Origin of the sequence: uncultured Exiguobacterium sp., from assembly GCF_964277885.1 — a bacterium.
Lineage (GTDB): Bacteria > Bacillota > Bacilli > Exiguobacteriales > Exiguobacteriaceae > Exiguobacterium_A.
Window position 1 is genome coordinate 291,867 of record NZ_CAXYJR010000005.1, and the last position, 20,976, is coordinate 312,842.

The 20,976-nt window shown below is 47.3% G+C and carries 19 protein-coding genes; 13 read left to right on the forward strand and 6 right to left on the reverse strand.

Features of this window, described 5'->3' with window-relative positions; translation table 11 throughout:
* Window positions 1-142 precede the first annotated feature (142 nt).
* Entirely contained in the window at window positions 143-565 is a 423-nt protein-coding gene (locus tag ACHWTJ_RS03185) for a CBS domain-containing protein (RefSeq protein ID WP_023469329.1), read from the forward strand.
* A gap of 139 nt (window positions 566-704) precedes the next feature.
* Entirely contained in the window at window positions 705-3,491 is a 2,787-nt protein-coding gene (locus tag ACHWTJ_RS03190) for a bifunctional diguanylate cyclase/phosphodiesterase (RefSeq protein WP_294744956.1), read from the forward strand.
* A gap of 104 nt (window positions 3,492-3,595) precedes the next feature.
* On the opposite strand, the gene ACHWTJ_RS03195 is transcribed toward ACHWTJ_RS03190, so the two are convergent.
* A complete protein-coding gene (locus ACHWTJ_RS03195; RefSeq protein WP_294743945.1) occupies window positions 3,596-5,302 on the reverse strand; it encodes a M3 family oligoendopeptidase in 1,707 nt (568 codons plus the stop codon).
* Window positions 5,303-5,477: 175 nt separating this feature from the next.
* Between ACHWTJ_RS03195 and ACHWTJ_RS03200 the strand changes: the two genes are divergently transcribed.
* From ACHWTJ_RS03200 to ACHWTJ_RS03235, 8 genes are all read left to right on the forward strand, one after another.
* Window positions 5,478-5,981 (forward strand): PTS glucose transporter subunit IIA, encoded by a 504-nt coding sequence (locus ACHWTJ_RS03200; RefSeq protein WP_294743943.1) that lies wholly within the window; start codon window positions 5,478-5,480, stop codon window positions 5,979-5,981.
* Window positions 5,982-6,137: 156 nt separating this feature from the next.
* Entirely contained in the window at window positions 6,138-6,899 is a 762-nt protein-coding gene (locus ACHWTJ_RS03205; protein WP_294744962.1) for an ABC transporter ATP-binding protein, read from the forward strand.
* A complete protein-coding gene (locus ACHWTJ_RS03210; protein WP_294744965.1) occupies window positions 6,886-8,802 on the forward strand; it encodes an ABC transporter permease in 1,917 nt (638 codons plus the stop codon). Before ACHWTJ_RS03205 ends, ACHWTJ_RS03210 begins: the two co-directional genes overlap by 14 nt.
* Before the next feature lie 97 nt (window positions 8,803-8,899).
* On the forward strand, window positions 8,900-9,586 hold the full coding sequence (locus tag ACHWTJ_RS03215; RefSeq protein WP_294743937.1) for a response regulator transcription factor: 687 nt from the start codon (window positions 8,900-8,902) through the stop codon (window positions 9,584-9,586).
* Entirely contained in the window at window positions 9,583-10,575 is a 993-nt protein-coding gene (locus ACHWTJ_RS03220) for a HAMP domain-containing sensor histidine kinase (RefSeq protein WP_294749532.1), read from the forward strand. The genes ACHWTJ_RS03215 and ACHWTJ_RS03220 overlap by 4 nt, the downstream gene beginning before the upstream one ends.
* On the forward strand, window positions 10,568-11,332 hold the full coding sequence (locus ACHWTJ_RS03225; protein ID WP_294744971.1) for an ABC transporter ATP-binding protein: 765 nt from the start codon (window positions 10,568-10,570) through the stop codon (window positions 11,330-11,332). The genes ACHWTJ_RS03220 and ACHWTJ_RS03225 overlap by 8 nt, the downstream gene beginning before the upstream one ends.
* The gene (locus ACHWTJ_RS03230) at window positions 11,298-13,229 is read left to right on the forward strand and encodes an ABC transporter permease (RefSeq protein WP_394679097.1); all 1,932 of its coding nucleotides are present in this window, start codon (window positions 11,298-11,300) and stop codon (window positions 13,227-13,229) included. The genes ACHWTJ_RS03225 and ACHWTJ_RS03230 overlap by 35 nt, the downstream gene beginning before the upstream one ends.
* A gap of 30 nt (window positions 13,230-13,259) precedes the next feature.
* On the forward strand, window positions 13,260-13,889 hold the full coding sequence (locus ACHWTJ_RS03235; RefSeq protein ID WP_294743931.1) for a helix-turn-helix domain-containing protein: 630 nt from the start codon (window positions 13,260-13,262) through the stop codon (window positions 13,887-13,889).
* 46 nt (window positions 13,890-13,935) lie between these two features.
* Here the strand turns inward: ACHWTJ_RS03235 and ACHWTJ_RS03240 are convergent, their stop codons facing one another.
* The 3 genes from ACHWTJ_RS03240 to ACHWTJ_RS03250 form a co-directional block, all read right to left on the reverse strand.
* A complete protein-coding gene (locus tag ACHWTJ_RS03240; protein ID WP_294749526.1) occupies window positions 13,936-14,373 on the reverse strand; it encodes a hypothetical protein in 438 nt (145 codons plus the stop codon).
* Between the two features lie 66 nt (window positions 14,374-14,439).
* Window positions 14,440-15,639 (reverse strand): ABC transporter permease, encoded by a 1,200-nt coding sequence (locus ACHWTJ_RS03245; protein WP_294749524.1) that lies wholly within the window; start codon window positions 15,637-15,639, stop codon window positions 14,440-14,442.
* Window positions 15,629-16,522 carry an ABC transporter ATP-binding protein gene (locus ACHWTJ_RS03250; RefSeq protein WP_394679098.1) on the reverse strand — a complete coding sequence of 298 codons (894 nt, stop codon included), beginning with the start codon at window positions 16,520-16,522 and terminating at the stop codon, window positions 15,629-15,631. Before ACHWTJ_RS03250 ends, ACHWTJ_RS03245 begins: the two co-directional genes overlap by 11 nt.
* A 178-nt stretch (window positions 16,523-16,700) precedes the next feature.
* Between ACHWTJ_RS03250 and ACHWTJ_RS03255 the strand changes: the two genes are divergently transcribed.
* Together ACHWTJ_RS03255 and ACHWTJ_RS03260 are read left to right on the forward strand one after the other, a co-directional pair.
* Window positions 16,701-17,636 (forward strand): VOC family protein, encoded by a 936-nt coding sequence (locus ACHWTJ_RS03255; protein ID WP_394679099.1) that lies wholly within the window; start codon window positions 16,701-16,703, stop codon window positions 17,634-17,636.
* The gene (locus ACHWTJ_RS03260) at window positions 17,633-18,229 is read left to right on the forward strand and encodes an alpha/beta hydrolase (protein ID WP_294743922.1); all 597 of its coding nucleotides are present in this window, start codon (window positions 17,633-17,635) and stop codon (window positions 18,227-18,229) included. Before ACHWTJ_RS03255 ends, ACHWTJ_RS03260 begins: the two co-directional genes overlap by 4 nt.
* Window positions 18,230-18,289: 60 nt before the next feature.
* On the opposite strand, the gene ACHWTJ_RS03265 is transcribed toward ACHWTJ_RS03260, so the two are convergent.
* Together ACHWTJ_RS03265 and ACHWTJ_RS03270 are read right to left on the reverse strand one after the other, a co-directional pair.
* Window positions 18,290-18,757, reverse strand: coding sequence for a hypothetical protein (locus ACHWTJ_RS03265; protein ID WP_294743921.1), 468 nt, complete (start codon window positions 18,755-18,757; stop codon window positions 18,290-18,292).
* Window positions 18,758-19,101: 344 nt separating this feature from the next.
* Window positions 19,102-19,842: an SGNH/GDSL hydrolase family protein gene (locus ACHWTJ_RS03270; protein WP_294743919.1), complete on the reverse strand. Its 741-nt coding sequence runs from the start codon at window positions 19,840-19,842 to the stop codon at window positions 19,102-19,104.
* Window positions 19,843-19,884: 42 nt separating this feature from the next.
* Here ACHWTJ_RS03270 and ACHWTJ_RS03275 point away from each other — a divergent pair, with 42 nt between their 5' ends.
* Window positions 19,885-20,946, forward strand: a complete 1,062-nt coding sequence (locus ACHWTJ_RS03275; RefSeq protein WP_294744990.1) for an acyltransferase family protein — start codon at window positions 19,885-19,887, stop codon at window positions 20,944-20,946.
* The last annotated feature ends 30 nt before the right edge of the window (window positions 20,947-20,976 follow it).

The following is a 20,976-nucleotide window of genomic DNA, read 5'->3' on the forward strand; positions in this document are numbered from 1 at the left end:
AATCTGTCTATTCAGACTATCGGAAGGGTACGGGTAAATATGAAGGAATTATGTAGAGATTTTCATCATTTGAGAAATGAATCCAAGGAGGCTTCGTGATAAAATGAAGAAGGTGTCACAGAGTGGCTAGGGAGGAACAGAAATGAATATTGCTTTTTTCTTACTACCAAAAGATGAGGTGAAATACCTAGATCCTGAGTCGACGGTCAGACAAGCATTGGAAAAGATGAAACATCATCGTTTTACATCCGTTCCACTCGTCGATAATAAAGGGAAATACGCTGGTACATTGACGGAGGGAGATGTGCTGTGGGCGCTTGAAGCGAATCTTGAACATGCGGACTACGATCATGTCTTACAGACACGTCTAACAGATATCAAACAACGCGTTCGTTATAAACCGGTCTCGATCACAGCACAAATGGAAGAGATGATCGAGGTCATCACGGATCAAAACTTCGTTCCGGTCATCGATGACGGGAAGCACTTCATCGGAATCATTCGTCGGCGAGATATCATCGATTATTTCGCTAAGAAAGTAGCGCGTGAAAACGTCAGTTACTAAAAAAACGTATAAAACTAGTATTAAAAGCACTTATTTTCACGGAATGTGGGAAGAAGTGCTTTTTATTGACTTAAATCGACTTCACGAAACTTATAAACGAGACGATATAGAAGCATAATGACATTTTGGGGAGGACGATGTGTTGCGACGTTTATCACCAGTCTTCATCGAAGAAGTGTTTCGAAGACGATCCTACTATAAAACGTTCTCGTGGATGATTGCGATCATCGGTTTACTTGCGATTATCGTTGCCTTGCATCATTTGAACAAAACACTCGAAGAAGGGACACGTTTCGAGCAGGCAGCACAAGCGATCGACATCGTGATCCCAGCAAATCATGCGACGCGTGATCTCACTACATATTATCTAGCTTCCTTAGATGATCAGGTAGACGGAGCTAGCGCGACGAAACAGGCGGAAACCTCCCTCTTGCGTTTGCATGATCAATTGAAGCAAGATCAAGCGGCTGGACCAGCGCGTCAAGAGCTGTTAGAAGAAATTACGAAATTGGAGCGTCAAGGGTATGATTCCAATCGTCGTTTCTTTACGACGTCTACGAATTTCAAGAGCGAAGTCATCTTTAATCAACTTGTCTTAAGTAAGGAGACCGGTTCGTACTATGATGTTTTTTCACATCTCATCATGATGGAGGAACAGCTAGGAAAAGCGGCGCAAATTCTCCGGGATGCACGTCAAGATTCAGACATCAGCTCGATTGATCGTTTGCGCATCCAACAAATGCGAACCGACTTGCCGATTCGACAACAAGCACTCATGAATGCATTGTATGAAGTGGTTTCGTTACAAGATGATACAGGAAGGCAAAATCTTGCCAACATGAGAAGTCAGATGCAAAATTATACGGAGACATTGGATGATCTATTGAAGGCATCAGATGATCCGGTGTATGCCAAGTTGGCAAAGACATCTAAAAACTATGAAGCCAGCATGTATCGGATATACGATCAAAAGCTAAAGCAGGTGCAAACAGAAATGCAGAGCCGTGGATCACAAATCATTCAGAATGCTTGGTTGCTGTTTGCGGCAATCAGTCTTGTGATTACGGTATTGTTAGTACTGAATTGGCTACTGTTACGTGCTTTTCGGAAGGATATCTCCTTACTCCAAAATGAGGCGAATACGTTTGCGGAAGATCGACGACAATCCGGATATCATGTACATGAAAGAAATGATTTCAAGCCAGTCGTTCAAGCGTTTCGGACGATGACGGCAATCATCGCTGGACTCCTCGATCATAATGATGCGAAGACAAAAGAAATCAAGCAAAAGAAAGCAGAAATCGAATCTCTCTTTTCACAAAATACAGATCCGATTCTCGCGCTTTCCTCGGATTATACGATTCTAAGTGGAAATGAACGTTTTCGACAATTGACACAAGCGACATCGGACTGGACGATCGAGGAATTGATTCATCCGGCAGATCTCAATCGGATGCGGCGAGCGTTACGTCAAGCAATCGATGGGCACAGTCAGACGATTCGCTGTAAAATGCTTTTTGATGAATCGATTTTGAACATGTCGGTCAATATCATCCATGTTCCGAAAAAAGAGGATGAAACGGGTGTTGCCCTGTATTTGTCTTGTCATGATGAGACGGATCAATTCCAACGAGAAGCGCGGATCACACAGCTCGCGCTATTTGATATGTTAACGGGTCTATTGAATCGAAACGGCTTTGAACAGAAGATGACAGATGCATTGAAGGCGCCACAACCCGGTGAACTCGTCACGATCAGTGTCCGGCAGTTTCGACGAATCAATGATATCTATGGACATGGTGCAGGCGATCAAATCCTGAAGGATCTCGCTAACCGCCTCAAGCATCATTTCATTGGAACGGGACAAGCAGCACGTATTGGTGGAGATGAATTCGCTGTATTAGTCGCACAACAGGATATCGTCGATTACGAGAAATTAAAGCAAGTCATTGAACACGTCTATGAAATCAATGGAGAGTATGTCAATGTCAACATCAGTATGAGTATGGTCCGCTATCCGGATGATGCGATAGCCGTCACTTCCTTATTATCTTCAGTCGATATCGCGATGCAGCATGCGAAACAACAGGTGGAAGGTGGACCGGTCTGGTTCGAACCTTGGATGAGCGCGGAGTATCTCGAATCCGTCGTATTAGAAGGGGAGTTACGGGATGCGATTGAAAAGAACGAGTTACAATTGTTCTACCAACCGCAAATCAACCTTGCGACACGGCAGGTAGATGGTTGTGAGGCGCTCTTGCGCTGGTTCCATCCAGAACGTGGAATGATCAGTCCGGCAGTTTTCATTCCGATTGCCGAGCGATCGATGCTCATCGAAGAAATTGGGATGTGGGTCGTCGCTGAAACGGTTCGCCAAGTAGAGGCGTGGAAAGAAACGGAGCTCGGATCGCTTCGCGTCTCTGCTAACTTATCGGTGAAAGAACTCGTTTCAGGGCGCATCGTTGATTACCTGACAGGCGTCCGAGAAATTCATCCTGGAATTGAAGATCGGATGGAACTCGAAATCACGGAATCTTTCGGTGTCTTTTCGGACGGACGTGTCTTCGAGGCGCTTCAGACGTTACACCAAATGGGTTATCGTCTTGCGATCGATGACTTTGGTACTGGTTATTCGTCTTTGTCCTACTTGAGTCGATTGCCTATTCAGCGTCTAAAAATCGATCGCTCGTTCATCAGCGGTCCGGATGCCTGTTCGAACGCACCGCTCATCGAGACAATCATTAAACTGGCGCATACATTGAAATATGATGTTGTCGCCGAAGGCATCGAGGAACTGGAGCAGGCGAATCATCTGCAACAGCTGGATTGCGAGTATGCACAGGGTTTTTATTATTCAAGACCAATCCCGGCAGACGAGTTCCGCGTCTGGTACGGAAAGTATCATGAAACGCTTTTATCTGAATGAATCACTAGTTACAGTCTAAAGATTGAGGTCTCTTAAAATAAAAAAGGTGAGTTTCCGTCCGGAAACTCACCTTTTTCAATGGATAAATTGAGGGAATCGAATAATTAGACGCGATCGAGTACGAGGTCGTCCGCTTGTTCGAGATACGCTTTGACCGGTGCAACTGCTGCCTCGACCGTACCTGGTGCGAACGGAGACTTCAACCCAGCACGTTCGACGAGCGTAAGAAAGCTTTCCGATCCACCGGCACGACAGAGATCGAGATACGACTTCCAAGCCGCTTCCCGGTCCTGTTCCATCCATGCATAGAACTGGAAGGCACAGACTTGAGCGAGCGTGTAATCGATATAGTAGAACGGACTTCCGAAGACGTGTCCTTGCTGATGCCACCATGCGCCTGAATCGAGGTAATCGTTCGCTTCGTAATCACGATGCGGTAAGTATTTCTTCTCGATCGTCCGCCATGCTTCGCGACGCTCAGCAGGTGTCAATTCCGGTTGGTTGTAGATGACGTGTTGGAACTCATCGATCGCTACACCATACGGAAGGAACGTGACGCTTCCTGCGAGGTGGTTGAACTTGTATTTCGCTGTCTCTTCACCGAAGAACTCTTCCATCCACGGATAAGCGAAGAACTCCATTGACATTGAATGGATCTCGCACGCTTCATACGTTGGGAAAGCACTCTCTGGAGCAGTCAGGTGACGGCTCTCATAGACTTGGAAGGCGTGTCCGACTTCGTGAGTCAGAACATCGATGTCGCCTGCCGTTCCGTTGAAGTTCGAGAAAATGAACGGGAGTTTTTCGTCTGCGATGTAGGTACAATACCCACCACCGGCTTTCCCAGGCTTCGCTGTCAAGTCGAGCGCTTCCCGATCGAGCATGTAGTTGAAGAACTCGTTCGTCTCCGGTGACATTTCAGCATACATCTTTTTGCCGCCTTCGATGATGAATGACTCTTCACCTTGAGGTGTCGCATTTCCAGACTTGAAGGCAAATCCTTCATCGTAGTAATACAACTGATCGACACCGATACGTCGTTGCTGACGTTCTTTAAGTTGTGTCGCGAGTGGGACAATTGTCTCGCGGATTTGTTCGCGGTACTGTTCGACCATCGATTGGTTATAATCGACGCGGAGCATCCGTGCGTATCCGAGCTCGACGAACGATGGGAAGCCGAGTGTTTTCGCGATATCTGTCCGGATGCGGACGAGTTTATCGTAGATCGTATCGATTGCTTCCCCTTGCTCTTGTAAGTAGCCATAGCGTGCCTCAGAAGCTGCTTTACGGACGGAACGGTCTGGTGACTGGAGATACGGACCGAACTGCGATAAGTTGAGCGTCTTGCCATCAAACTCGATTTGGGCAGCAGACATCAGTTTCGTATACTCACTCGAGAGACGATTCTCTTCTTGGAGCTTGGGAATGATCTCTTCCGAAAACGTCTTTAGGCTCGCTTCTGCGATCAAGAATAATTGTTTTCCGTGCGTTTGTTCGAGTTCGCTCCGAAGTGGATGCGTCGTCAACGCTTGGTAATAGCTTGAGACATGTCCTTGGTAGATTGCGCTCGCTTCATCGAAGAACCCTTGTTCCGTCTCATAGAACGTATCGCGTGTATCAATCGTATGGCGAATCTCAACGAGCTGGCTTGCCGTTTCAAATTGATTTCTGAGGGTATTAATCTCAGTGATGGCTGCGTTTGCTTCATCTACCTGTGTGGTTGCCGTCAATCGAGCGATTGCTTGATTCATAGATGTTTCAAGCAAGGCGAGATCTGGACGGACATATGTAATTTCTGAAAATGGTAACATGTAAGCGCCTCCTTATGATTTCTAACTATTATCACACAAAAATACTTGCAAAACTAGAGGGACAAACGTATGCTTTTTGTGAGAACGTGAGCGAGCTGTCTGACAGCTTACTCCTAGAAAAAATCGAAACTTCCGAATGGAAGAAAAACGATCGAGAAAGTAGAGGGATAGTATCATGGGATTCTTAAAAAAATTGTTTGGTGGTAACGACGCAGGAAACGCGAAAATCGCTTCTGCGCTTACAGGTAAAATCGTCAACATCGAGAACGTACCCGATCAAGTTTTCTCTCAAAAAATGATGGGCGACGGTGTCGCGATCGAGCCGACAGAAGGTAAAGTCGTCTCGCCGATCGACGCAACGGTCGAAACGATCTTCCCGACAAAACACGCAATCGGTCTAAAAGGTGAAGATGGACTTGAACTCTTGATCCACGTTGGTCTGGATACAGTAAACCTCAAAGGTGAAGGCTTCACGGCTCATGTCCAGTCAGGTGACAAAGTCAAAGCGGGAGATGTCCTTGTCGAGTTCGATTTGGATTACATTCGTGCGAATGCACCATCGACGATCACACCGATCATCGTGACGAACCACGATCAATTCACGCTTTCAGCTGTACCGGCTGAAGGAACTTCTGTTGTCGCAGGAGACACTGAGCTCTTCAAAGCAACACACAAATAAGATACGACATGCCTCCATCCCTTACGGATGGGGGCTTTTTTGATGTCTCCATCCTTGTCTTACCGTTTTGTAAGAGAAGTGAAAGCAAAGTCCATTTTGAGAAAAGCATGGAAGGACTAGACTGAGTGTAACGAATCAAACACAGGAGGCAATACAATGAAAGCAATCTTACAAGCACAACAGATCTCCAAAACCTATCAAACGAAGACGGCACGTCACGAAGCACTTCGTCCGACGACGATTAGCGTCCACGAAGGAGAGTTCGTCAGTATCATGGGACCATCGGGTGCCGGAAAATCAACACTCCTCAACTTATTGTCGACGATTGATCAGCCGACGAGCGGAACGATTTTGATCAATGGATCAGATGTGACGGCGATGAAGGAAAAACAATTAGCCCGTTTTCGTCGGGAACAACTCGGCTTCATCTTCCAAGACTTCAATCTCCTCGATACGATGACGGTCCGGGAAAACATCGCCTTACCGTTATCACTCGCAAACGTCGATAAAAAGATGATCTTAGAACGTGTCGATCGTGTGGCGCATCAGCTCGGTATCCATGATTTACTCGATAAGCGTCCAGTCGAACTATCCGGTGGACAAAAACAGCGGACGGCTGCCGCTCGTGCCATCATTCATGATCCGTCGCTCATCTTAGCGGATGAGCCGACCGGTGCGCTTGACTCGAAGTCGGCGACAGGATTGCTTGAAGCAATGCAAGCGCTCAACAATGAAGGTGCGACGATCTTGATGGTAACGCATGACCCGATGACGGCGTCGTATGCGGAACGGATTCTGTTCGTCAAGGACGGAGAGCTGTTCAAGGAAGTGCATCGTTTCGGTTCACAGAAGGAATTCTTCGAGCAAATCATGGAAGTCCAGCGCGAACTCGGAGGTGCCGTCCGTGAGCTTGTCTAAACTGGCATTTCAAAATCTAAAGAACATGCGTCAAAATGTGATGTACCTCGGTGCGGTCACGTTCGCAATTCTCATATACTACACATTCCTCGCGATTCGCTCCAATGAAGCGATGCTTCAGGCGAACGAATTGTACGGAAAACTCGGAACGGTCTTTACCGGGGCAAGCGTCATTTTAGCGCTCTTCTCCGCCATCTTCATTTGGTATTCGAGTGACTTCTTCTTACGCCGTCGTAAGAAGGAAATCGGACTCTATGCGTTGCTCGGTCTAGAGCGAGGACAGATTGCCCGATTGATTTTCCTTGAGACAATGGGATATGGGGTGATCGGTCTGATCCTCGGAATCGCGATTGGTACCGTTGCTTCGAAATATTTTGTGCAACTCCTTGCTTCTGTCATGGCGATGCAAGTCGATGCAACCTTTACGATCAGCGGAGCTTCGGTTATACAGACGATTGGTGTTTTCCTTTTAATCTTCCTGATCATCGCCTTACGCTCTGCTCGGACGATCTATCGTTTTACATTGATCGAGCTGTTCAAGGCAGAGCAACAAGCGGAATCGCTTCCGAAAGTCCATCCAATCCTAGCCGTCCTCTCAGTCATCTTGATTGGTGTCGGTTACTATTTGACGGGACAACCGTTGATGGATCACTTTACGATCGTCGCACCGCTCTTGATGCTCTGTGTCATTCTCGGGACGTTCGGAACAATGAGTTACTTCACGATCTTCTTATTACGCCTCTTAAGTAATCAAGCGCGCCACTTCAAGGGAACGAATTTGATTCTGCACGGACAATTGCTGTCACGAATCAAATCGAATGCTGTCATGCTATCGACGATCACAGTCATTACTGCCGTGACATTGACGACGGTCGGTACGGCGACGTCGATCTATTATTTCATCGATCAGACCGTCGAGGAACAAGTTCCGTATAGTCTATCGATTGCGAGTAAACAAGCAGAAGCAGAAAAGCTGATTGCGAAGTCCGACCAAAAAATTGAAAGCCGGACAATGGTTAACGTCAAGAACGTCGATCATCAGATGACCGATCTGCCAAATCCTCTGACGTTTACACGTTACTACGCGACGTATGCGTATGAAGATCAGCCCGGTCAATTCAGCTACGTCAACTATTCAGACTACGTCAAGCTTGCGAAAGCGAATGGGAAAACGGTCATCAAAGAACCAAAACAAGGCGAAGCGATCGTTCTTGAGACATTCAAAGGAAACGATTTGTTGAAGATGAAAGTCAAATCACCCGTCGGTGTCAAGATTAAGGACGTTCATGAGTCCTTTCGCATCACCGCTGCGACGAATCTACCGATCGCTCAACTTTATGAGAAACAGCGGCTCGCCTTCGTCGTAAACGATGATGCGTTCGCGAAGATGCCGGAAAAAGGTTTCACGCTAACGAATTATCAGTTCTCGGATGAACGTCACGACGATGGATTGATGAAGCAATTGACGCAACTGTATGGAAAACAAGCGGATACGGAGATGGCAGCGTACTATCCGGTCTATGCGATGACGACGGCAACGACTGGTTTGCTCGCATTTGCTGCCGGCTTTCTCGGACTCGTCTTCTTGCTTGCGACGGGTTCAATCATCTACTTCAAGATGCTCGCGGAAGCAGAAGAATCGAAACAACGCTTTGCGATCATCCAGAAGATCGGTGTCGATGAAAAGGAACAGACGGGCATCATCCGTCGCCTTGTCGGATTCGTCTTCTCCTTACCGTACGTGCTCGGACTCGTTCATAGTTTAGTTGCGATGCAAGTTCTGCAGAAACTGTTGAACTACAATATCGTTCGTCCGACGTTGCTTGCGATCATTTGCTACACGATCGTCTATCTGATTTACTATATCGTCACGGTCCGTGCGTATCGCCGCATCGTCACGTGATGAACTAAATAGGGATATACAGAACTGGAAACGGAATAATCGTTTCCAGTCCTTTTTGAGTTCGTTATGATAGGAATAGAAGGAGTTGACGTGAACGATGCATACGATTTTATTAGTCGAAGATGATGTGAAGATTGCGACATTATTAAAGGAACTACTTGAACGGTATGATTTTAAGGTCGTCGTCGAGGATGGACGAGGGGATGTCGTTTCGACGTACGAGGAAACGAATCCCGATGTCATTCTGTTAGACGTCAATTTACCGAAGTTCGACGGTTTTTATTGGTGCCGCCAATTACGGATGAAGACTAGGGCACCCATTCTGTTCATCTCGGCGCGCGTTGGAGAGATGGATCAAGTCATGGCACTCGAATATGGTGCTGATGATTATATCGTCAAACCGTTTCAAGGAGCGGTCGTCATCGCGAAAATCAAAAGTCAGATTCGCCGAGCGTATGGCACGCTCTCGAACGAAACAGATGAGCGGACCGTGACAAAAGAAGGAGTCACGCTGTACTTGGATCGTTATATCGTCGAGTACGGCGAGCAGTCGATCGAGCTGTCGAAAAAAGAAGGGCTGATTCTTGAGATGCTGCTGACGGCAAGTCCCCGGATCGTCAGTCGGGGCGATCTGCTCGAACGGATTTGGGATGACGAAGCATTTGTCGACGAGAATACGTTGAACGTTAACATCACCCGTGTCCGCAAACGACTTGCCGAGATTGGTGTCGCCGGTCTTGAGACGGTTCGGGGTGTCGGCTATAAACTGGTTCTTGAATCATGAAGCTCTTTTTACGACATACGATCCCAGGCATTCTGTTCTTCGTCGGACAGATGCTGATTTTATACACGGTCTTATGGCTCTATGATCTCTACCGACCAGCAGCCTTCTTTTATATCGTGCTCTTGAACAGCATCGGTCTTCTGATCTATCTCAGTTATCGTTTCTTCAGCATGCTCCCGTTGCTGCGACGGATGCAACAGCCTGTCCAGTCGGTCGCAGAACCGATTCGCAGTGATAGTGAAGAACCGATTTCCGTCGCTGTCGAACAATTTTTAGAGCGGCAACAGACACTGTTTCGGAACAGTCTATTCGCCGAACGACGGAAGGAAAAAGAGCGGCATCGGTATGTCGACCAGTGGATTCATCAGATGAAGACGCCGTTATCCGTCATCGAACTGATTCTCGAACATCCGGGGGAACACTATCAAGCAGATTTGCGCCAAGAGGTCGATCGGCTGCGCAGTGGACTTGATCAGATGCTCTATTCCTCACGTCTAGAAGCGATTGAGACGGACCTGAAGGCAGAGCGGTTATCCTTAAAGCCACTTATTACCGGCATCATAAACCAGGAAAAACGACTATTTGTCAAAAATCAGGTCTTTCCGAAACTCGATATCGCGGAGGATATGTACGTCTATACGGATGCGAAGTGGTTTCGATTCCTCGTCTTACAGCTTGTGACGAATGCAATCAAATATACGACAGGGCATGGCAGAGAAGTCGTCCTGAAGGCGAAGGAGATAAATGGACAGGTCGTTTTGTCGATTCGAGACGACGGCGTCGGGATTCCGAGACGAGACGTCCCACGCGTCTTCAACGCGTTCTTTACCGGTGAGAATGGACGACGCTACGGGGAATCGACCGGAATGGGACTGTATTTCGTCCAGCAAGTCTCGATGAAACTCGGACACGAGATTGAACTTGAGAGTGAGGAAGGCGTCGGGACGACATGTCGGATTCGTTTAGTAGGAGGTCGCGCACATGATTGAGGTGAAACAACTAGGAAAGGTCTATCCCGGAAAGGTGACAGAACAGCCGTTGACGGACGTGAACTTCCGAGTCGAAGAAGGCGAGATGGTTGCAGTCATGGGACCATCCGGTAGCGGTAAATCGACACTGATCAACTTGCTTGCGACACTCGACGAGCCAAGCTGGGGATCGATTCTGATTGATGACGTCGATACAGCGACGTTCAAGCGAAAAGAGATGACACGCTTCCGACGCGAGACGCTTGGGATCATCTTTCAGGAATTCAACTTACTCGACTCTTTGACGCTCGGTGAGAACATGCTCGTTCCATTGATGTTGTCTGGGAAAAAAGCAAAACTGGCGCGTGAAGAGATGGAGCAGTTAGCTCGTCGCCTTCAGATTGATGATTTGCTCGATAAGCAGGTGGATGAGGTAAGTGGTGGACAACGGCAGCGAACAGCAATCGGGCGCGCCTTGATTCATACACCACGTCTGATACTTGCGGACGAACCGACCGGAGCGCTTGATTTCCAAGCGACAAAACATGTCATGGATGTATTAGCAGAACTGAATGCGACGGGGATGACAATGGTCATCGTGACGCATGATCCGCAAGTCGCTTCGTATTGTAATCATGTCTTGTTTTTAAAGGACGGTAGCGTGCAAACCGAGTTATTCCGTGATGAGCCGCGACGGGTCTTCTTTCAACGTGTCATTGAGTCGTTATCGTTATTAGGAGGGGATGAGCATCAATTATCTGCAATACGCCCTACGTAATATCCAGCGCTACCAGCGGTTGTACTATGGGTATGCCTTGACGATCATCATCGCAATGACGATCGTGACGAGTTACTGGAACTTGCTGACGAACGGATCGTTTCAAAACGTCGCCAAGATACTCAGCCAATTGAACCAAGTCATCGAGATGACGATCTTATTCGTCTTCATTGCAGAACTGATCATTCTATTTTTTAGTATCCTGTTCATCTATTCGACGACATACACGATGCTTGAGCACCGGAAGAACGATCTCCGGACGATGCGGACGCTCGGTAGTGGATTATCGCACTTCTTGAAGTATTTTTTGATTGAGGTACTGATCGTCGGGGGATTAGCGATCACGGCAGGAATGATACTTGGAAATGTCTTGACGAAGATGCTGTTACTTTCTGTCGTCAAAATCATGTTCTTGCCACCGATTGAGTTCGAGCTGTCGTTTTATGCGATTCTTGCCTTGATTGGTGGCGCCTTCCTTGTATTACTGATTGCGACCGTTCTAGCGATTTACCGTTTTCGTCCGGATCGACCGGTCCGTTCGCGCTCACTTTTTCGAAGAAGAGTTTGGATTCTGACACAAGTCCTTGCTCTATTGCTCTTGATTTACGGATATGTCCTCGCTTTCGTTCGAATGTATGAATTTTATATGTTATTCCCGCTCGTTATCTTCATCGGTTCCTTTTTCATTTGTCGCTATATCTTACCGTGGTTGATCCAGCTATATCGTCCATGTCGGTTGTCTCTTCGGAAGCTGATCGTTTCGGAAATCGCCAATCAGTTACGAACGAATAGTACGCTGATTGCACTCGGGACGATTTTGACGTCATGTGCACTGACGGCAGTCGGACTTGTCTTCTTGTTTCAATTGATTGGACTCGATCTCTCGTCCCAAAATCAATTTGGACTCGTCTATTATGAAGAATCCGCTCAGCCGACGAAGCGATTGAAGGATATTAAACAGACGATGACGGACGCATTTCCGGATCGCTATCAGCAAGATATTGAAGTGAAAGCAGAAGGAAAGCGTATCTTTTTACCGATTTCTGCCTACAACAAGATGATGCGTCAATTGCACCTTGAGGAGCGGACGGCGAACGGTCGACAGAGTTTCTTCGTACCTGCGCGACCGGTGCAACTCGAAGAGAATACACCGACGATGAAAAAAGCGGAGCAGGCGATGAAGCAAGAAGGGTTTAAGCTGCTCTCGCCGTCTTCCCATGATTTAGTGTTCGGCTATAACTATCAAATCGAGACGATATTCGTCGTCAGCGATGCCGTTTTCCCGACACTTAAACAACCTGTTCGGCAAATCGTCGTCTTCGATACGCCAGCCTATCATGATTATGGAACGAGGGACTGGAAGCAGTGGATGAAGATCGTTCGCAACATTCAGTCCGCAGCCAAGCTGGATGAGAAGCAGCCGGTTCCCTATCAGTTGATTAATGAGACGGAAGATGAGATCGATGGGTTCCGGATCGTACGACTCGTCACGTTCGTCGTCATCCTTCTGACAATCTGGTTGTTCGTCATCAATGCGAGTTTCCTGCATGTATGGATGCAGATGACGGCAGAGCAGGAACAAAAACGGATGAAGACATTGTTTGCGCTCGGATTTGGATCCAGAAACATCCGTCGTTACTTACTTATGAAATATGGTGCGGTCTTACTCATTCCGTATCTGATTTCTGTTTTTCATGCCTTTTTGTTGTTCCAAGTCGTCGTGACACAGGCAGGACTGGAAATGAAGCCTTTTCTGAATCTCGCTGTATTTTGGATCAGTATCGTCACCGTCGGGTACTTCCTGAGTGTCTTACCGATTTGGCTACGGTACCCGCGTCATCTGTTCCGGAAATCATCCGAAAGTTCGATGTATCCAACACCGAATTCAAGGGTATGATGATACCATAGGAACAAGGGAGGGAAACGTATGCTAGACCATTCACCATATCGAGGTTACGGTGACCGGATTCGAATTTTACGAGAGCGTGCCGGGATTACGATCGAGCAGTTGGCAGAACGACTCGGTGTCGCACCGTACTTCATTCGTCGAACGGAACTCAGCGAAGTCTATCCAACAAAAGCGTACATCGAGGCACTGGCTGATGCTTTGAACATCGATGCGAGTTACTTGGCCCGTCATATCTGGACAGGAGAATCATTGAAGTTCATCATGCAACAGAAGACGCCACTGGAAGAGATGAAGCTTGCTTATGAACAGACGCTCGGACAAGACGGGACATGGGTCGAAGAACAGCTTGAAGAGCGAATGCGCCTGTTTGACCTGATGTACGACGAAGACGTCAAACGTATCGAACAGACGATGAGCGCAACCGAGCAGCGTATCTTTCATGAATTGGTCGATGCTGTGATGGAAGCCGGAGAGTTACGACGCGATCAAGCAGAAGAGACGTATGAGCTGTTTGAAGATAAACTGCCTTCGATGATGCAGCTCGATGAGTACCTCGACCGCATGACGGACGGGATCTCTTTATCAAGTTCGACTTATTATGCGGATTATAGTGACCGAAAAAGTCGCTCACGTTATCATCGAAAATAAAAAAGTCGCTGTCTTCTGATTGACGTTCAGAAGACAGCGACTTTTTTTAACGTGTATTGTTTTGTGACATCTGACGTAAACGTTGATTTTTAATACGTGTCCGACCGATGACGAATCCAATGATCGCATTCGCGATGACGAGTACCCAACCGACATAGCCGAAATTGAGGGTTAAGCTACCGAGCATCGCTTGCCATTTGAAAATCATCATCATATCACCGCGCAAGACGAAACGTGCGATACAGACAAGTAAAACCGTCAATCCAGCGATGAAGACACCAACCCAGCTTCCGTATAAGCGCGAAGACTGACGGCGTACTGCAACGAAGGACCAACAAAATAGACTGGCGACAAACGTCATCCCACCGTAAGCAAGGACGAGTTCCCATGTCGCACTCGCCTGCGGGAATTTCGTGAACATGACAAGTGACGAGACCATGGCAGCAGCTGTGAAAAGGATCGCTGCCCAAAAACGAGACCGCATAACGTAGTTCCTCCTAAAGGCTTTTTCTCACCTAACGATAGCGGAAACGATTCGTCTTGTAAACTGTTACCGGCGACCACTCAAGATCCGGCGGAGTTGTTTAAGTGGATTCGATCCATAGAACAGAACCCCACCACGATAGAACTTCGTCCCGATGAACAAGGCAAGTACGATGCTGATCAGCATCAAAATGAAAGAAATCGACACTTGCCATACCGGTACATCGGTCAACATGACGCGCAGGAACATGACCATCGGTGTAAAGAATGGCACGAACGACAGGACGACGACAGCTTGGTTCGTTGGTGCATTCAGACTGAACATTGAAATCAAGAAGGCAGCAACAATCAACAAGATGACCGGTAACGTCACTTGCTGCGCATCCTCGACCCGACTGACGAGCGAACCAAGTGCCGCGAGGAGCGTCGCGTACAGGAAGTATCCGAGCAGGAAGAAGACGAATAGATAAATGATCGTCCGGACACTCAACGAATCGAGTGATAACTGATTGAATAAACTACTGCTCCGTGCGCTATAGTAGCCGACACCGACGAGAATCGACAATTGTACGAGACTGACGGTTGCGATCGAGAGAATCTTCGCCAGCATATGCTGAATCGGGCTGGCTGCAGAAATCAGTAACTCCATGACGCGTGATGATTTTTCATTCGCGATTTCCGTGACGATCATCCCACCGTAAAGTGCTATCGTGAAGTACATCAAGAACAGTAATACATAAACGAGCGCGGAGGCGGCGAAGAGTTCGTCCTCACTTTTTCCGCCAGTCGACGTCAATTCTTGTTTGACGGGAACAGGCTTAGCAAGTGACGCAAGGACGTTCGGGTCAATCTTCGCATCCGTGATAACAGCTTGATCGCGGACTTGTTGGACGACCGTCGTGACTTGTGTCTGTAATGTGGATTCAGGACTAGCGCTGACGAGCGTCACGTCATACGAATCCTGGACGATCGCTACGACGTCAAACGTTCCCCGATCGACCGCTTTGCGCGCTTCTGCGATCGTATAGTCCTTTGTCGTGATGTCCGAGGTGACACCAGCCTTCTTCAAGGCAGGACGAAGATCGGTTGATAGTTCACTGACGAGAGCGACTTTCGGATCGTCACCGGAGAACCAGTCAAGAATCCTTTCGATGTTGCCGAAGCCTACGAGGAACAGGACCATCAGAATCGTCGAAATCAAAAAGCTTTTGGCACGCAATTTTTGCAATAGATTGAAGCGGTATAAAGTCAGGAATTTACGATTCATAACGTTTGCCGACCTCCTCGATGAAGATATCCTGTAGAGATAATTGATCCCAGACGAAACGATCGACGTGATGTCCTTCGCTGACGATATGTTGAAGAAGTTGATCAGCGGTTTCTTTTGAAGAGACTTGGACGACATACCCGTTATTATCCGACTCGACTTGGAGGATCCCCGATAAACTATCCCATAAAAGAGGTGGTGCATCGGTCTTTAAGAGGACCCGAGTTTTTCCGTAGCTCGCTTTGATGTCAGGGAGGTATCCGGCAACAACCGGCTTACCATGATCGAGAATGGCGACATGTTCGCAGAGTTCTTCGACATGATCCATCCGGTGACTTGAGAAGACGATCGTCGTTCCGTCGACGGTCAATTTTTTGACGGCACGTTTTAATTGTTCCGCATTGACCGGATCGAGTCCGCTGAACGGTTCATCTAAAATCAGCAGTTCAGGTTTATGTAGGACAGCGGAGATCAACTGGATTTTTTGTTGATTTCCTTTTGAGAGTTGTTCGACACGCATTTTTTCATACTGCGGAATTTGGAAATACTCGAGCCATTCCGTCAACGCTCGTTTCGCATCCTTCCGTTTCATATCCCGGAGTTCTGCGAGGAACAAGAGTTGTTCGTCAACGCGGACTTTTGGATACAGACCTCGTTCTTCCGGAAGGTATCCGATCTTTGAAGTCGGGATGCGCTCTCCGTTCCAGGTGATCGATCCTTCAGTCGGTTGCAGTAGACCGAGCAGCATTCGGAACGTCGTCGTCTTCCCGGCACCGTTCGCACCAAGCAAACCAAAGATTTGCCCGCGCGGCACCTCAATCGTCAGCGCATCTACGGCTGTAAAATCGCCGAAACGCTTCGTGATGTGTTTGATTTCTAACATATGAACCTCCTTTAAAGACGTCTGTTGCACGACAAGTGTACCATTGTTACCTAGTGTTCTACGGTCTAAATTGGATAAAGGTTCCAGAAAAGAACGAGAAAAGGCTTATTAGTTTACTTTTTGTTCTTTAGTTACTATTATTGTGTTAATAGATACGACTGAAGGAGGAACGCATCATATGAAAACGCAAGGCATCCATCATATCTCAGCAATGGTCGGCGATCCACAAGAAAATCTCGATTTTTACGGAACCATTCTCGGACTACGATTCGTCAAAAAAACGGTCAACTTCGATGATCCAGGAACATACCACTTCTATTTTGGAAACGAATCCGGAGCACCGGGAACGATCATCACGTTCTTTCCGTTTAAAGGCATGGCAAAAGGGAAGGTGGGTGCCGGACAAGTCGGAACGACAGCTTACGCGATTCCGGTCGGTGCAACAGATTTTTGGAAAGCGCGGCTGACAGAAAAAAACATCTCGTTTGAAGAGACGGTTCGGTTCGGAGAGCAACAGATCGCCTTCGAAGATCCACATGGTCTCCAAATTGAACTCGTCGAACGCAAGGGACCAGACAGTCGCTATGAAATCGACGGTATCACACGTGAGGTTGCAATTAAAGGATTCGCAGGAGCGACGTTACTGTCGCGGGATCCATCAGACACAGCAAAATTATTGACAGATACATTCGGACTGACACTCAGCAAACGGACGGAAAACGTTGACCGGTACATCGCAGAAGGTGAGTTTGGGAATGTTATTGATGTCGTCCATGGTCAGATGCCGGTTGGTCGTCCGGGGACCGGGACGGTTCACCATATCGCTTGGCGGGCAACCGATCAAAAGGAACAACTCGACTGGATGAACGCAATTAACGCGTTTGGTTTACTGACGACTGAAGTGAAAGATCGCAATTATTTCACATCGATCTACTTCCATGACCGTGGACGCATCCTTCATGAAATCGCAACTGACAATCCAGGGTTCGCGATCGATGAAGAGTTCGAAATGCTCGGGGAAGACTTGAAGTTACCGGAACAATTCGAATCCCATCGCACCGCAATAACGAATCATGTAACACCTATTACAGTACCGAAGGGGAGACTCGTATGATTCATTTATATCAAGCACCAAAAACAGCAGATGCACCAATCTTTTTACTCTTACACGGCACAGGTGGAACGGAACAAGATCTCGTAGGACTCGTCTCGCTGCTCGATCCGGAAGCTGGCTACTTGTCCGTCCGCGGGGAAGTCTCGGAAAACGGGATGCCACGATTCTTTAAACGGCTCGCGGAAGGCATCTTCGATGAAGAAGACCTCGCTTTACGGACAGCACGTTTAATTCAGTTTTTACGTGATCAGGCAGCGGAGCGTGGTTTTGATCTTGATCGTCTGATTCCAGTCGGATACTCGAATGGGGCGAACATCGCGGCGAATATGTTGTTCGAAGAAGCTTTGTTCAAACAAGCGATTCTGTTGCATCCGATGGTACCACGTCGTGGTGTGACGTTACCGGACTTATCGGACGTGCGCGTCTTCATCGGCGCAGGCAGCAATGACCCGATCTGTCCGGCTCAGGAAACGGAAGAGTTATCAGCACTCTTGACGGAAGCTGGTGCATCAGTCGACGTCACATGGTCGAACTACGGACACCAACTCGTCATGCCGACGATCGAAGCAGCAACGAATTGGCTGAAACAGTAAAAAAAGGGCTGTCCCATCTGCTTCTTTCATAGAAGGTGATGGGGCAGTCCTCTTTTCGTTTCAAGCGGGATGATCACTTTTTGGACGGGAGTAAACGATGAGTACACCGCGCTCGACAAGCTGGAGGGCAAGGATCTGTTTCACTTCTTCCGATGCTTTCGTTTGAGCGAGCTGCCGGTAAAGCAGGCGAAGTTCACGACGCATCGTCTTACGGATCAGCCACATGCTTTCGATTGTCGTACACCAACCAGTGACGGTCTCATGTCCGATGTAATACTGGGTCTGACGTTCAAGATAATGAATCCACCACTCGTCACGCACCATTTTTAGTACGACACCCGTGAGCCCAAGTACAAGGACGGCAAGGGGAATGCTTTCATATAAAGGAAGACGACCAAGAACGGTACCAACATTCGTGACGAGGGCAAGCATCACCCATCCTATGCATCCGATGACAAGCCAATATCCAAAGTTGAGAGTACTTCGATGTCGTAACGTCACTTTCGGCGTAAGCAATGAAGTGGCCATCAGAAACACCTCCTTGTTAAATAATCGAATTTTCTGACAATTTGTAGTTGTCCTTCTACTATAGTTACTTTTTCCCGAATCGTCTAGTCATTAGACATGGAAAATGTGTTTCTTTCTTGACGAAATTCGTGTACGCTAAATGTAGAAGTGAGCGGTTACATAAAGGGGGATATGAAAAAATGATGGATCAGGTTGTCTGGATCGCTGTCGGAATTGTTGCCGTTGCTGTCTTCTCAGCATCGAGCGTCGCAGCTTATATGGGTGTTAAAAACCAAGAAGACTAAGAATCGAAAAACGGCTCATCCTGATTATCGGGATGAGCCGTTTTTTTGATGAACCATCGATTATTTGTTTGCTGTTATATCTGCTTGCGATGCATAAGGTTTCAAAGCATCGCTCCAGCGTAGATAACCGCCACCGACGAGATGCAATCCATCATACGTCAAGCGATTCTGAAGATATCCTTGTTTGTTCGTCAAGACAGGTCGTAAGTCGACGAATGGAATCTTGAGCGATTGAGCGAGATTTTGTAAATTCCGGTTCAATGCTTCGACATCACGGTTGATTCGGACGGAGTCTGAATACTTCGGTGCCACAGGAACGGTTGACTGAATGACGACGTCAATGTTATTTTTTCGAAGTGTCGTCACGATCGTGGTCATGTTCTCGGTAATTTGTGGAATCGGCGTATAGTGACGAATATCATTGATACCACCCATCAGAAAGACGCGTTTTGGTTTCATCTCGAGGATCAGGTCGAGACGAGTCAAAAAGCCTTCTGTCGTATCACCAGGAATCCCGAAATTAATGATGGTCGGATCATCCATCAAGATGCGCCAATCGGCAAAATTCGTCATCGAGTCACCTAACATGACAGCGTTCGCTGATTTTGGGTATTGATAAGTATGGAATAGACTATTCAAACGGACATAGTTCGGATTCTTATCGTATTGAAATGTCGTGACTGGAGTCGTACTCGTTGCAGGTAAGACGCTTTCGAAGGTTTCGAGCGGTTTACGTCCCAGTAACAATGCAAGGAGAACGACGTTCAAGACGATGGATAGAATCAGGAGTGTCTTTTTCATAAACATTCGTTCCTTTCGAGGGAGTATAAGGGGTAGTGTAACATGAATCGGAATCCATGGTTTGATAATATCAAAGGTTTTCTTGTCATTTTCGTCGTCATTGGTCACATGCTGACGGATTTACGGTTTGATTATGATGGAAAATTGCTCGAAACGGTCTATCTATTGATTTACTCATTTCATATGCCATTATTCATTATTTTAAGTGGTTACTTCTTCCGCGAAAACAAGTATTTGCGTGTCATTCAACTATTCGCCGTGTATTGTGTCTGGCAGATTTTGATTGGGTCTTGGGCGACGCTTGGGGAAGGAAATCCGATCTTCTCAGGTGAGAACATCGGAACACATCTATTACGACCCTACTGGGCACTTTGGTATCTGTTCGTCATGGTCGTCTGGTATATCGTGACGCCATATGTCGTTCATTTACGTGGTTATGTGTGGTTCGGTCTCGCGTTTGCGTTATTGTATGGATTCGAGTTAGAGAATACAGGCTTCTTAGCACTTCGTAAGTTGATCATGTTCTATCCGTATTTCTTACTCGGGAACTATTTATCGGAGCATGAGTTCATCCGGATTTTCGAGATGCCGAAAAACTTCAAGCGACGCATGAACGTCCGCTTGATTGGTGGTATCACGTTCGTAGCTGTCATGGGATTCTTATTGTTTGAAGCATGGCGCGATACTCCTCAAGAAATCATCGACTTTGCGAACGCGTTTAAACATCGATTCCCATACGTCGAACAATATGATAGCGATGCGTGGTTAGGTGTCATCAAACATAGTGTTATCTACTTCCTATCAATCGCGGCATCCCTTGGATTCATGATGTTGATTCCGATGCGTCGTTTACCACTGATCACACGAGCAGGAGAGCTCAGTCTCTATGTCTATTTGCTCCACGTCTTCTTCGTCATGGCATGGCGCCAGTACGTGACGGATGCGTTCGTGCCGCAACCATGGCTCGCCTTACTGATCATGATTGGTGTCGCCTTGTTGATCGTTGGTATCATCATACACCCGCTCGTCGTTCGTGTCCTCCGTCCTTTGATTGAGATTGATATTCGCCCGATCGTCGAGAAGCGGGAAGACCTTTCAAAATAAGACGGAATGCTTTACACTTTAAGGTAGATG